General features: G+C 50.7%; 9 protein-coding genes. 7 read left to right on the top strand and 2 right to left on the bottom strand.

Annotated features, from left to right (window positions below; all coding sequences use genetic code 11):
* Positions 1-3: 3 nt before the first annotated feature.
* The 6 genes from lptB to npr all read left to right on the top strand — a co-directional run bounded on the left by lptB (position 4) and on the right by npr (position 4,415).
* Entirely contained in the window at positions 4-729 is a 726-nt protein-coding gene (gene lptB / locus BG55_RS09030; protein WP_034936719.1) for an LPS export ABC transporter ATP-binding protein, read from the top strand.
* 47 nt (positions 730-776) lie between these two features.
* Positions 777-2,210, top strand: a complete 1,434-nt coding sequence (gene rpoN, locus BG55_RS09025; protein ID WP_034936717.1) for an RNA polymerase factor sigma-54 — start codon at positions 777-779, stop codon at positions 2,208-2,210.
* Between the two features lie 22 nt (positions 2,211-2,232).
* Positions 2,233-2,520, top strand: coding sequence for a ribosome hibernation promoting factor (gene hpf / locus BG55_RS09020; RefSeq protein ID WP_034936715.1), 288 nt, complete (start codon positions 2,233-2,235; stop codon positions 2,518-2,520).
* 205 nt (positions 2,521-2,725) lie between these two features.
* Positions 2,726-3,208, top strand: coding sequence for a PTS IIA-like nitrogen regulatory protein PtsN (gene ptsN / locus BG55_RS09015; protein ID WP_200871613.1), 483 nt, complete (start codon positions 2,726-2,728; stop codon positions 3,206-3,208).
* Between the two features lie 83 nt (positions 3,209-3,291).
* Positions 3,292-4,146 carry an RNase adapter RapZ gene (gene rapZ, locus BG55_RS09010; RefSeq protein ID WP_034936714.1) on the top strand — a complete coding sequence of 285 codons (855 nt, stop codon included), beginning with the start codon at positions 3,292-3,294 and terminating at the stop codon, positions 4,144-4,146.
* Complete coding sequence (npr, locus tag BG55_RS09005) at positions 4,143-4,415, top strand: PTS phosphocarrier protein NPr (RefSeq protein ID WP_034936713.1); 273 nt, start codon at positions 4,143-4,145, stop codon at positions 4,413-4,415. The genes rapZ and npr overlap by 4 nt, the downstream gene beginning before the upstream one ends.
* Positions 4,416-4,460: 45 nt before the next feature.
* Here the strand turns inward: npr and mtgA are convergent, their stop codons facing one another.
* Positions 4,461-5,180: a monofunctional biosynthetic peptidoglycan transglycosylase gene (gene mtgA, locus BG55_RS09000; protein ID WP_034936711.1), complete on the bottom strand. Its 720-nt coding sequence runs from the start codon at positions 5,178-5,180 to the stop codon at positions 4,461-4,463.
* Between the two features lie 871 nt (positions 5,181-6,051).
* Positions 6,052-8,388 (bottom strand): aerobic respiration two-component sensor histidine kinase ArcB, encoded by a 2,337-nt coding sequence (gene arcB, locus BG55_RS08995; protein WP_034936710.1) that lies wholly within the window; start codon positions 8,386-8,388, stop codon positions 6,052-6,054.
* 1,097 nt (positions 8,389-9,485) lie between these two features.
* Between arcB and gltB the strand changes: the two genes are divergently transcribed.
* Positions 9,486-13,943, top strand: a complete 4,458-nt coding sequence (gene gltB / locus BG55_RS08990; RefSeq protein WP_034936708.1) for a glutamate synthase large subunit — start codon at positions 9,486-9,488, stop codon at positions 13,941-13,943.

Genomic DNA, 13,943 nt, shown 5'->3' with positions numbered 1-13,943 from the left:
GCTATGGCAACGTTAATTGCAGAAAATCTGGCGAAAGCTTACAAAGGCCGCCGTGTGGTCGAAGATGTCAGCCTGCAAGTTCATTCCGGCGAAATTGTGGGTCTTCTTGGACCCAACGGCGCAGGCAAGACCACGACTTTCTATATGGTGGTGGGGATAGTACCCCGCGATGCCGGTCGCATCATCATTGATGAAGAAGATATCAGCATACTGCCACTGCATGCCCGCGCCCGACGGGGTATTGGTTACTTGCCTCAGGAAGCCTCCATCTTCCGTCGCCTGAGCGTGTTTGACAACCTGATGGCGGTACTGCAAATTCGTGACGACCTGACGCCAGAACAACGTGAAGATCGCGCTAATGAGTTAATGGATGAGTTCCATATCAGTCACCTGCGCAACAGCATGGGACAGGCGCTTTCTGGAGGTGAGCGTCGACGGGTAGAGATCGCCCGGGCGCTGGCAGCCAATCCGAAATTTATCCTGCTGGATGAACCTTTTGCGGGTGTTGACCCGATTTCGGTTATTGATATCAAAAAAATTATTGAGCATCTGCGTGACAGTGGATTAGGCGTACTCATTACCGACCATAACGTGCGCGAAACGCTGGCAGTCTGTGAGCGCGCTTATATTGTCAGTCAGGGACACCTGATTGCCCATGGTTCGCCAGAACAAATTCTGGAAGATGAACAAGTTAAACGAGTCTACCTGGGCGAAGAGTTCAGACTCTGATAAGGTGTTAAACCCGGTAAGATTTTTGAGGAATTTCTATTCTGAATATGAAGCAAGGTTTGCAACTCAGGCTTAGCCAACAGCTTGCCATGACGCCACAACTGCAACAGGCCATTCGTCTGCTGCAACTCTCTACGCTTGAACTACAGCAGGAAATTCAGCTGGCGCTGGAAAGCAATCCGTTGCTAGAGCAAACCGACATTCATGAGGAAGTCGACTCGCGAGAGTACGAGGAAAAGGAATCGCTGGATACGCGTGAGGCTTTGGAACAAAAGGATATGCCGGAAGAGTTACCTCTGGACGCCACCTGGGACGAAATTTACACTGCGGGAACCCCTTCCGGAACCGGAACCGATTATCACGATGATGAACTCCCCGTTTATCAGGGAGAAACCACCCAAACGTTGCAGGATTATCTGACGTGGCAGGTGGATTTGACGCCTTTTACTGATACCGATCGCGCCATCGCGACGTCCATCGTTGATGCGGTAGACGACACCGGTTATCTGACGGTGTCTCTGGAAGAGATTCTGGAAAGCACTGGCAATGAAGAGTTGACGCTGGATGAGGTTGAAGCCGTTCTTAAACGTATGCAGCGTTTTGACCCGGTTGGTGTCTGTGCCCGCGATCTGCGTGACTGCCTGCTGGTCCAGCTTTCCCAGTTTGCAGAAGACCTGCCCTTTCTCAAAGAAGCACGGCTGATTGTCAGCGCCCATCTCGATTTACTGGCCAATCATGATTTCCGCAGCCTGATGCGTGTCACGCGGCTGAAAGAAGACGTGCTGAAAAACGCCATGCAACTCATCCAGTCGCTCGACCCCCGCCCAGGCCAGTCGATCAATACCAGCGAACCTGAGTATGTTATTCCTGATGTGCTGGTGCGTAAGGTCGGTACGCGCTGGACGGTCGATCTGAACACGGACAGCGTCCCCCGACTGAAGATCAATCAGCACTATGCATCGCTAGGCGGTTCAGGTCGCAATGATAACGACAGCCAGTTTATTCGCAGCAACTTGCAGGAGGCGAAGTGGCTGATTAAAAGCCTGGAAAGCCGCAATGATACGCTGTTGAAAGTGACCCGTTGCATTGTCGATCAGCAACAGGCCTTCTTTGAGCAGGGGGAAGAATTCATGCGCCCGATGGTACTGGCAGACATCGCCAGTGCGGTGGATATGCATGAATCCACCATTTCACGTGTTACCACGCAAAAGTATTTGCACAGCCCACGTGGTATTTTTGAACTGAAATATTTTTTCTCCAGCCACGTCAATACGGAGGGGGGGGGGGAAGCCTCTTCAACCGCAATTCGTGCTCTGGTGAAAAAATTAATCTCGGCGGAGAATCCCGCCAAACCGCTTAGTGACAGTAAGCTGACGACTCTGCTTTCCGAGCAGGGAATTATGGTGGCACGGCGAACCGTCGCAAAGTATCGAGAGTCTTTATCCATTCCGCCATCAAACCAACGTAAACAACTGGTCTGAACGCACAGATAAGGAAAAGCGTATGCAACTCAACATCACCGGACAAAATGTAGAAATCACTGAACCTTTAAGGGAGTTTGTCACGGCTAAATTTGCCAAACTGGAGCAGTATTTTGACCGGATAAACCAGGTGTATATAGTGCTTAAGGTTGAGAAAGTGACCCAAATCGCTGACGCAACCCTGCATGTTAACGGCGGCGAGTTGCATGCCACCTCCGAAGAGAAAGATATGTATGCAGCAATCGACGGTTTGATTGACAAGCTGACCCGACAACTGAATAAACATAAAGACAAGTTGAAACAGCATTAAATTTCACTCAGAAATTGAATATTTTTTCGCCACCCTTATTTAATAAGAACGTGACGTAAGATGTGTCGGCTCGTACTCTTCTCCCGGAGTACGAGCCGTTGATCAATAAGGCATGAGCAGTCGACCGATGGCAGGCATGGTTCCCCGGGGAACACCTAAAGTCCGCTATCTTGCAGGCGAAGATAAACACGTAAGTGAAACTATGATGAACAATGACTTAACACTGGAACTGAGCTCGGTACTGAGCGTGTCCTGTACCCGCAATGGCGTACATTGCCAGAGTAAAAAGCGGGCGCTGGAGATTATCAGCGAGTTAGCAGCCAAACAGCTGAATCTTCCGCACCAGACCATTTTCGAAGCAATCCTCACTCGGGAGCGGATGGGCAGTACCGGTATCGGCAATGGTATCGCTATTCCACACGGTAAGCTGGTGGAAGACACGCTGCGCGCCGTCGGCGTCTTTATTCGCCTCGATCAGCCCGTCGCTTTTGATGCCATTGATAATCAACCAGTCGATTTGCTGTTTGCACTGTTGGTGCCTGCCGATCAGTGTAAAACGCATTTACACACTCTTTCCCTGGTGGCTAAACGGCTGGCAGATAAAACGGTTTGCCGCCGGCTGCGTGCCGCACAGAGTGATGAAGAACTTTTCGGGATCATGGCAGAGAGCCCCGAAGATGATCACTAGTCTTGCCGGACAGGCTAAGGCATTAAGAACATGACCCGGATCGCTGCTAACCCCCGTAAACCGGCCAATCAGGAGAATAAGTCATGGTGCTGATGATCGTCAGTGGTCGATCGGGTTCTGGCAAATCCGTTGCGTTGCGTGCACTGGAAGATATGGGCTTTTATTGCGTGGACAATCTGCCCGTAGTGCTGCTGCCGGAGCTGGCAAATTCTCTGGCAGAGCGCAATATTTCAGCCGCAGTCAGCATCGATGTGCGCAACATGCCAGAATCACCAGAAGTATTCGAAAAAGCACTTACCAGTCTGCCGGAGAGCTTCTCTCCTCAGCTGCTGTTTCTGGACGCCGATCGTAATACACTGATACGTCGCTACAGTGACACACGGCGATTGCACCCTCTGTCGAGTAAAAACCTTTCACTGGAAAGTGCCATTGATGAAGAAAACGATCTGCTGGAACCTTTACGTTCAAGAGCAGACCTGATTGTTGATACTTCTGAAATGTCGGTCCACGAACTGGCTGAAATGCTACGCACACGTCTGCTGGGGAAACGTGAACGTGAGCTGACCATGGTCTTCGAGTCATTCGGTTTTAAACATGGTATTCCGATTGATGCTGATTACGTCTTCGACGTTCGTTTTCTGCCTAATCCACACTGGGATCCGAAGCTACGGCCAATGACCGGACTGGATCGGCCTGTAGCCGCATTTCTTGATCGCCATACTGAAGTACATAATTTTATTTATCAGACCCGTAGCTATCTTGAGCTGTGGTTGCCGATGCTGGAAACTAACAATCGTAGCTACCTCACCGTTGCCATAGGCTGTACCGGAGGTAAGCACCGTTCGGTTTACATTGCCGAACAGCTGGCAGAATACTTTCGTTCGCGCGGCAAAAACGTCCAGTCCCGCCATCGTACCCTGGAAAAACGCAAATCATGACAGTCAGACAAACCGTTGAGATTAAGAACAAGCTGGGAATGCATGCACGCCCGGCGATGAAGCTCTTTGAACTGGTTCAGAGCTTTGATGCGGAAGTATTATTAAGAAATGAAAGCGGTACTGAGGCCGAAGCCAGTAGCGTTATCGCCCTGCTGATGCTGGACTCAGCAAAAGGGGGGCATATTGAAATTGAAGCTACAGGTCCTGAGGAAGAAACAGCGCTGACTGCGGTCATTGAGCTTTTCAATGCCGGTTTCGACGAGGATTAACGCATCAGGCCAGGAGAGTTCGCTCTCGTCCTGGCCTGTGTGGCGTTAACGCAATTTATGTTGTTGCAGGAAGCCTTCGCCACCCAGCTGACGCATTTGTCGTAAAATCCACTGCTGTCGCTGCCGGACATAGGCTGAAGGCGCATCAGCCCTGAAACGGATCGGATTAGGCAATACTGCGGCAAGCAGAGCCGCCTCTGACATGGTCAGACGGCTTGCCGGTTTATGAAAATAGCGCTGCGAGGCCTCTTCCACCCCAAAAACACCTTTACCAAACTCGGCCACGTTCAGATACACCGTCAGAATCCTTCTCTTGGTCCATACCGTTTCAATCCCTACGGTCAGACCCGCTTCCAGACCTTTACGTATCCAGCTCCGCCCATCCCACAAAAACATGTTTTTCGCAGTCTGCTGTGACAACGTCGATGCACCTCTCATCCGGCCACCCTCATTATCCAGCACGGTCTGAATCGCCTGAACATCAAATCCCCAATGTTCGGGGAATTTCTGGTCTTCTGCCGCTATCACCGCAAGTGGCATCCACGGCGCAATGTCGTCCATCCCAACCCAGTTGGAGTGAGCCACATAGCCAAAATCGCCTCTGAACCAGGCTGTAAGCTGCCGCTCTGCCATCACGGCTGAAAAAGGTACCGGAAGAAAAGAAAAAAGTAGAATTCCAGCTATCCACAATCCGATAATGCTGAGTAAGGCTTTAAACACGACGTTCTTAACTTGCTGTAAGATTCCGCTCTTACGCTGCTTCATAGATTTGTATCCATAACATTCTTAATCATTTCAGAAGCCATTTATCGTCCCCAGTCTTCCCAAATCGCAGGTTAACGTATCCGGTAAATGCTCTCAAAACCACTTTTTAAACCTTTGTGGTTCCAGGAAAAAATAAATGCCTCAACAGCTTCAACCACTTCCGTTCATCAGGAATCGGTTCCATCCGCTAAACAAGCCAGGCTGACCGGAAAGAGGTATTACCAGCAGCCGGAAAATGTAAAAACCTATAGATTCACAAATCTAATGCATTACACCTTCTGGCTTTTGCAAAATTAATCTTATCGCCCATATATCACCCAGGGTAAGCAGTTATCAGGCTTTTTACAGCGGATCTCAGCAGCTAATTTGAACATTAATTGCTGACCATGGTTCTGGTAAAAACGATTCTTAAAATCTTGTCATCCGGCTTTTTTCACTTCATTGCGAATCATTTTTCATCAGAGACCTTAATCTCATAAAAAAAGATGTTTTACAGACAGTTAAATATTGCCTTTTGACAGTGAATTTTATTCAGCATTACTGCTAGCGATCATTTCAGCGCGTAATGAAAACCTGTTACCCTGACAGGGCTGTAAAACGCCCAAACAGAACATTTATTGACCAATACAGCGTATAAATTCATTCCGTGCTTGACTGTGTCATCAAATTAATGTTTTCTGTCTGGAAACGCTGCTCAACATCACACATTTTAATGAATCTGGTAACATGTGATGTGAGATTTGCTAAGGTAGTTCCTGAGCGTTTTAACCAATACCTTGCCTGTGCTTTTTTACACTCTTATCAGAATAGCGCAGGTTACCCTTTTCCCTGGTGTTGGCGCAGTATTCGCGCACCCCGGCTTCGGTCGGGGTCATTTTTTTTGTGAAGCTGTAACCCATTCCCGTAACACTTCCACATCATGCCGCCAGTCCTGCTTTAGCTCCTCAATCCATTCCTGGACATTATCCCACCAGGCCGGTAGTTCCGGACTCTGAATCTGTTTCGCCAGTTGTTGCAAATGCACCAATCCTACCGAACCCGCCGCGCCTTTGATTTTGTGTCCTTCTTCGGTAATGCCTTTCTGATCTCGCGCCATCATATTGGAATCCAGAACGGCGAGATAACCCGGCATCATCTGCTCAAATATTGTCAGGCTCTGGTGAATCAGTTCAGGCCCTACCAGCTCGATATAGTCCTCCAGCATGGTGATATCGAGCAGCTGGCTTTTCTTTTCATCCAGTTGGTACTCCTGAGTCTGTTCATCACCTTGCTGATAGTCCCAGTATTTTTGAATTATTGCCGTCAGTGCAGGTACAGCAAGGGGCTTGCTTAATACGTCGTCCATGCCCGCTTCGAGATACTCTTTCTTGTCTTTAAGCACATTGGCCGTCAGTGCTATGAGCGGCGGCAGTTGCTGACCGGCATAACGTTGATGAATTTCTCGCGCGACCTCCAGCCCGCTCATATTAGGCAATTGAATATCCAGCAGCACCAGGTCAAATTCAGCGGGATCAAACAGGGTGAGAGCCTCCTCGCCGGTCATCGCCACTTCAACGCTGTTACCCAGCTTTTCAAGTACCGAGCGCGCTACCACGACATTCAGTTCGATGTCTTCGACCAGAAGAACATGCAACGCGGGGAGCGGTAACTCATCGATGGGTTGCTGCTCTTCATCCTGCTGTGCCAACCGTGGTGCCATAACGGTTAATGTAAAACAGGAACCGGCACCGGGTGCGCTGCGTACCGTGATGTCCCCACCCATCCCTTGTGCCAGCCGCTTCGAAACGGCCAGGCCAATGCCGGTGCCGGTCGCAGGTTTGCCACCGCGCTGGTCTTTAACCTGATAATACATGGCAAAAATCTTATCCTGTTCGTACTGCGGAATGCCCATTCCGGAATCTTCAACGTCGAACCGCAGGCATCCATCCGGTTGGTAGCAGACGCGCACCACCACACTGCCCTGCTGAGTAAACTTCACCGCGTTACCAATCAGGTTCCACAAAATTTGTCGCAACCGCGTGCCGTCGGTGACGACGGTATTGGGTAAAGGCAGTTCAGGTTGCAACATAAACGTCAGACCTTTTGGCTGCACCAGCAGGCCGGACAGGTTTTCCAAATCAGCAAGGAAACCAGTAAAATCGACAGGCTGATTATCCAGTTGCACCTTACGTCGTTCAATTTTGTCCATTTCAATAACATCATTAAAAATATTCCCCAGCGTGATGGCCGAGACGTGAATCGTTTTAAGATATTTTAATTGTTCAGCATTCAGATCGGTGTCCAGCAGAATACGACTCAAACCCACAATGCCGTTAAGGGGCGTACGAAGCTCGTGGCTGATCGTTGAGATAAAGGTGGTCTTTTCCCTGCTGGCATTCTCCAGCGCGTCCTGGTAGCGCTTACGCTCCGTAATATCGCGTCCAAATCCCATCAGGCCGCTTCGTTTGCCTACCCGATCGTAGTAAGGCACTTTACGGATTTCGAAGCAGGCCTTTCTGCCATCCGGATATTGCAGCCACTGCTCATAGGTCAGCGACACATTGTGACGAAAAACTTTTTCATCCGTTTCCAGGACTTTATTCGCGCCTTCCTGGTCATAAACATCACGCGGTGTCAGGCCAATCAGTTGTTTCTCACTCTTCCCTGTTAACAGCTCCATCGCGCGATTGCAGCCGGAAAATTGTTGGTCAATATTGCGGTAAAACACCAGATCCGGCGAAGCATCAAGGAATGAACGTAAAAAAGAGGACTGCTGTTCCAGTTCAATCTGCGCCTGCTCACGCCTCTCCATTTCTTCGGTCAACTTATCAAGCACTTGCAGGCGAGCCTTTTCAGCCCTGATGCGGTCGGCAATTTCCTGATTAAGTTGTGTAATATTGCCTTTCATCTGCTGATTGAGTTCCAGGTCACGATGGCGCATCTCCTCAAGCTTATCCACCAGCCGCGAAAGGCGCTGTCGGGACTCTTCCAGTTGCTCCACCACCACGGAAAGAAAATAGACCGCCCACGGCGTAATCAGCAGACCAAAAAACACCGAACGAACCATGTCGATGCTCTCCACATGGCCGCGCAGCACCATGGTCACCGCCATTTGCACGATCATTGCCAGCACCACCAGCGCCGAAGCCAGCAACAGAGAAAAACGTACCAGGCCCAGTTTCACCATCAGATCAACGTAATACTGGGCTAACAAACGAATTTGTTTCATAAAAAATTCCTTCCAGACCGGTAAATTTAATCATACCGTAAAAGCGCTGAAGACCAACGCGGGCAGTTACAGCGTTGTTACGCACTGGAATAGTGCAGAGACAACAGACAATTAGTGATTAAGCAGACAACCGCCTGCTGGAAATATCAGTCCGGGGATAGTGAGCGAAGGCAGCCCGAAAAATAAGGGAGTAGTCCTTTTCCGTACCAACAGCCGAAAGTGCTGTTAAATAGTGTCTGCAACCAGGATTATCAGCAGAAAACTACAGGCTGCTCTTTTTGCCCTGTTAATCATTGAAGCCGCACCACGCCTTAATTCATTAAGCGATGACGGTTGATACCATGCAACTGGCTCTCAGCAGACTTTCTGCTGTACAGATTAAGCAAAACCAGCAGAGGATAATATTCAGTCACTGCATAACCAGCGCTGTGATTGTATTGGCACGAATTCTTTCCTGCTTCAGGTTTTTCATAACGATAAACATTATGGCAATTGTCGCTCAATGCAATTGAAATGAATAAAAATTCATAAAAAATGAAATTAAAACCATATTCAGGGTGATTAATTTTACTAATAATGCAAGCCACTGCGATTCAAATGAGACAACTGCTAAAAAACAGTTTATTTCAGCGCTTAAGATACCCTTTACAGAGTATTATGCTATCAATATCCCCGGCACCAGCATGGTGCAGAGATTTGTCGCCTGCACTACAGTGAGACAGCTCACAGTTTCCCAGCCCACCCCGGCAGGGTAACAGTAAGAAAAAGTGCCACTAAAACCCTATTAATCATATAGATAAACGATAACAAGCACAGAAAAGCCTCCTCAGGAATGCTATTTGACCTGAGTACGCTTTCCCGATAAGTTGGAAATCCGCTGGAAGCTTTCTGGATGGGTGTTCCACCCGTCATATTTATGCAGTTATTGAGATTCCCTCTGTAGCAAGTTCTCAACGCTTGTGACACCGATGCTAACGGCCAGACGTGAGGGCGACATAATAGGTGAGCAGTAAGCTCAAAACCTGTCGCTATGCCCTTACTGCGCCTGTCCTTCGTCGGAGCAGGGGATCTCCCAGAGCCTGGGGAGGTTCACTGATATGTTGTACGATAAATCCCTTGAAAAGGATAACTGTGGTTTCGGCCTGATCGCCCACATAGAAGGCGAACCCAGCCACAAAGTGGTGCGTACCGCCATCCACGCACTGGCCCGAATGCAGCACCGTGGCGCAATCCTTGCTGACGGCAAGACCGGTGACGGCTGCGGGCTTTTATTACAAAAACCCGACCGTTTTTTCCGCGTAGTTGCACAAGAGCGCGGCTGGCGGCTGGCGAAAAATTATGCGGTGGGAATGTTGTTCCTCAATCGGGATGACGCACTGGCCCGTGAAAGCCGCCGCATTGTTGAAGAAGAAGTATTGCGTGAAACCCTGTCCGTGGTTGGCTGGCGTGAAGTTCCCATCAATCAGGATGTGCTGGGTGAAATCGCCCTCTCCTCAATGCCACGCATTGAACAACTTTTTATCAATGCTCCGGCAGGCTGGCGTCCCCGTGATATGGAACGCCGCCTGTATATAGCACGTCGCCGTATTGAAAAACGCATTGAAGATAAAGAGTTTTATGTTTGCAGCTTTTCGAATCAGGTGAACATTTATAAAGGTCTGTGTATGCCGGCGGATCTGCCGCGCTTTTACCTGGATCTGGCCGATCTTCGTCTGGAATCAGCCATTTGTCTGTTCCATCAGCGTTTTTCTACCAATACCGTACCGCGCTGGCCGCTGGCACAACCCTTCCGTTATATGGCACACAACGGTGAAATCAACACTATTGCCGGCAACCGCCAGTGGGCGAAAGCACGAGCCTACAAATTCCGCACCCCGCTGATCCCTGATTTGCAGGATGCGGCACCGTTCGTTAATGAAACCGGATCTGACTCCAGCTCAATGGATAACATGCTGGAGCTGTTCCTGAGCGGCGGAATGGATCTTATCCGTGCCATGCGCCTGCTGGTGCCACCGGCATGGCAAAACAATCCGGATATGGATCCGGAGCTGCGTGACTTCTTTGACTTTAACTCCATGCACATGGAGCCGTGGGATGGCCCGGCGGGCATCGTAATGTCAGACGGCCGCTATGCTGCCTGTAACCTTGATCGCAATGGCGTGCGTCCAGCACGTTATGTCATTACTAAAGACAAATTGATTACCTGTGCTTCCGAAGTAGGCATCTGGGACTATCAACCCGATGAGGTAATGGAAAAAGGCCGTGTCGGTCCTGGCGAACTGATGGTGATCGATACTCGTGCGGGCCGGATTCTGCACTCAGCTGAAACCGATAACGATCTGAAAAGTCGCCACCCTTACAAAGAGTGGATGGAGAAAAACGTCCGTCGACTGGTACCGTTTGAAAATCTGTCAGACGATCAGATGGGTAGCCGGGAAATGGATGACGATCTGCTGGCAACCTTCCAGAAGCAGTTCGGCTACAGTAGCGAAGAACTTGACTCGATCATCCGTGTGCTTGGCGAGAATGGCCAGGAAGCCGTAGGCTCAATGGGCGACGACACGCCTTTCGCCGTACTTTCCAGCCGTCCACGCGTAATCTATGACTATTTCCGCCAGCAGTTCGCTCAGGTAACTAACCCACCGATCGATCCGCTGCGTGAAGCACATGTTATGTCGCTGGCGACCAGCATCGGCCGTGAAATGAACGTGTTCTGCGAGGCAGAAGGCCAGGCGCATCGACTGAGCTTCAAATCGCCAATCCTGCTCTATTCAGATTTCAGGCAGCTGACGACGCAGGAAGAAGAATTTTATCGTGCTGATACGCTCGACTGTACTTTTGATCCAACCGAATCCTCGTTGAAAGAGACCATTCTGTTGCTTTGCGACCAGGCTGAACAGCTGGTACGTAATGGCACCGTGTTGCTGGTGCTATCGGATCGTGCCATCAGCCCTCAGCGCCTGCCAGTTCCGGCACCCATGATGGTCGGTGCCATTCAGACCCGGCTGGTCGATAAGAGCCTGCGTTGTGATGCCAACATTATCGTTGAAACCGCAAGCGCCCGCGATCCTCATCATTTTGCCGTACTGCTCGGCTTTGGCGCGACCGCCATCTACCCTTATCTGGCCTACGAATCACTGGCGAAAATGGCGGATGGTGGGGTGATCAATAAAGATTATCGCAGTCTGATGTTGAATTATCGCAACGGCATTAATAAAGGCCTCTACAAAATCATGTCGAAGATGGGGATTTCCACCATCGCGTCATATCGCTGCTCGAAACTGTTTGAAGCGGTGGGCCTGCATCGTGACGTCTCTGACCTGTGCTTCCAGGGTGTGGTAAGCCGCATCGGCGGGGCTAACTATGCTGACTTCCAGCAGGACCTGATCAATCTGTCGCGTCGTGCGTGGCTACAGCGCAAACCGCTGGATCAGGGCGGTCTGCTGAAGTACGTGCATGGCGGTGAATATCATGCTTACAACCCGGATGTGGTGGGGACACTACAAAAAGCGGTGAACAGCGGAGAGTACAGCGACTATCAGCAGTACGCCCGGCTGGTCAACGAACGTCCGGTCGCCGCCCTGCGCGATCTGCTGGCGGTAACGCCATCCGGCGATGCCATCAGCATTAATGATGTTGAGCCAGCCAGCGAGCTGTATAAGCGTTTCGATACTGCGGCCATGTCGATTGGTGCGCTCAGTCCGGAAGCACATGAATCTCTGGCCGAAGCGATGAACGGCCTGGGAGGCTTCTCTAACTCAGGAGAAGGCGGAGAAGATCCCGCCCGCTACGGCACAAATAAAGTATCCCGCATCAAGCAGGTTGCCTCTGGTCGTTTTGGCGTGACGCCAGCCTATCTGGTCAATGCTGACGTGATCCAGATTAAAGTGGCTCAGGGGGCAAAACCGGGTGAAGGTGGCCAGCTGCCAGGCGATAAAGTGACACCTTACATCGCTAAATTGCGCTATTCCGTCCCCGGCGTAACGCTAATTTCACCGCCACCACATCATGATATCTACTCGATTGAGGATCTGGCCCAGCTGATTTTTGACCTTAAACAGGTCAATCCGAAGGCGATGATTTCGGTCAAATTAGTTTCCGAGCCAGGCGTTGGTACCATTGCCACGGGCGTGGCAAAAGCCTATGCGGATCTGATTACTATCGCTGGCTATGACGGCGGCACCGGTGCCAGCCCACTCAGTTCGGTCAAATATGCAGGTTGTCCGTGGGAACTCGGTCTGGTTGAAACACAGCAGGCACTGGTCGCTAATGGCCTGCGTCACAAGATTCGTCTGCAGGTAGACGGCGGCCTGAAAACCGGACGCGACATTATTAAAGCCGCCATTCTTGGTGCTGAAAGTTTCGGTTTTGGTACGGGTCCGATGGTTGCGCTCGGTTGCAAATATCTGCGTATTTGTCATCTGAACAACTGTGCAACCGGGGTCGCAACTCAGGATGAAAAACTGCGTAAGAACCACTACCACGGTCTGCCTTATCGCGTGACCAACTACTTTGAGTTCATCGCCCGTGAAACCCGCGAGATCATGGCTGAACTGGGCGTGAAGCGCCTGGTTGACCTGATTGGCCGTACCGACCTGCTGACCGAGCTGGACGGCTTTACCGCCCGGCAGCAGAGTCTGGATCTCTCTGCGCTGTTAAAAACCGCAGAGCCGATGGCGGGTAAAACCGTGCACTGTACCGAGAATAACCCACCATTTGACCAGGCGGTGTTGAACAAAGCACTGCTGGACCAGGCGATGCCGTTTGTGGAAGCGAAACAAAGCAAGACGTTTTACTTTGATATTCGCAACACCGACCGCTCAGTAGGTGCGACGCTTTCAGGTGCTATTGCCCTCCTTCACGGCGATCAGGGGCTGGCATCCGATCCGATTAAAGCTCACTTCAGTGGCACAGCGGGTCAAAGCTTTGGCGTGTGGAATGCGGGTGGCGTCGAGCTTACGCTGACTGGTGATGCGAATGACTACGTGGGCAAAGGTATGGCAGGCGGTATGCTGGCGGTACGTCCTCCAGTGGGATCGGCCTTCCGTAGCCATGAAGCCACAATTATTGGCAACACCTGCCTGTACGGAGCAACCGGCGGTAAGCTGTTTGCTGCGGGCCGTGCGGGTGAACGCTTCGCGGTTCGTAATTCCGGAGCGATTACCGTGGTAGAAGGTATCGGTGATAACGGTTGTGAATATATGACCGGCGGTATTGTCTGCGTGCTGGGCAAAACCGGCGTTAACTTTGGCGCCGGAATGACCGGTGGTTTCGCTTACGTTCTTGATGAAGACGGTGAATTCCTCAAACGTGTTAATCCGGAACTGGTTGAGGTGCTGAGTGTTGACGATCTGGCGATTCACGAAGAGCATCTGCGTGGTCTGATCACCGAACACGTCCACCACACCGGCTCATCCCGTGGCGAAGAGATTCTGGCGAACTGGCCTGCCTGGTCGTCTAAATTCGCACTGGTTAAACCGAAGTCCAGTGATGTGAAGGCATTATTGGGTCACCGTAGTCGTTCCGCAGCGGAGCTGCGGGTGCAGGCGCAGTAA

This window comes from Erwinia mallotivora (assembly GCF_000590885.1).
Taxonomy (GTDB): domain Bacteria; phylum Pseudomonadota; class Gammaproteobacteria; order Enterobacterales; family Enterobacteriaceae; genus Erwinia; species Erwinia mallotivora.
This window is presented reverse-complemented; position numbering and strand designations above follow the sequence as displayed.

Excerpts from the sequence above, each read along its gene's own strand:
- lptB (WP_034936719.1), top strand. The coding sequence starts at position 4 with ATGGCAACGTTAATTGCAGAAAATCTGGCGAAAGCTTACAAAGGCCGC.
- rpoN (WP_034936717.1), top strand. The coding sequence starts at position 777 with ATGAAGCAAGGTTTGCAACTCAGGCTTAGCCAACAGCTTGCCATGACG.
- hpf (WP_034936715.1), top strand. The coding sequence starts at position 2,233 with ATGCAACTCAACATCACCGGACAAAATGTAGAAATCACTGAACCTTTA.
- ptsN (WP_200871613.1), top strand. The coding sequence starts at position 2,726 with ATGAACAATGACTTAACACTGGAACTGAGCTCGGTACTGAGCGTGTCC.
- rapZ (WP_034936714.1), top strand. The coding sequence starts at position 3,292 with ATGGTGCTGATGATCGTCAGTGGTCGATCGGGTTCTGGCAAATCCGTT.
- npr (WP_034936713.1), top strand. The coding sequence starts at position 4,143 with ATGACAGTCAGACAAACCGTTGAGATTAAGAACAAGCTGGGAATGCAT.
- mtgA (WP_034936711.1), bottom strand. The coding sequence starts at position 5,180 with ATGAAGCAGCGTAAGAGCGGAATCTTACAGCAAGTTAAGAACGTCGTG.
- arcB (WP_034936710.1), bottom strand. The coding sequence starts at position 8,388 with ATGAAACAAATTCGTTTGTTAGCCCAGTATTACGTTGATCTGATGGTG.
- gltB (WP_034936708.1), top strand. The coding sequence starts at position 9,486 with ATGTTGTACGATAAATCCCTTGAAAAGGATAACTGTGGTTTCGGCCTG.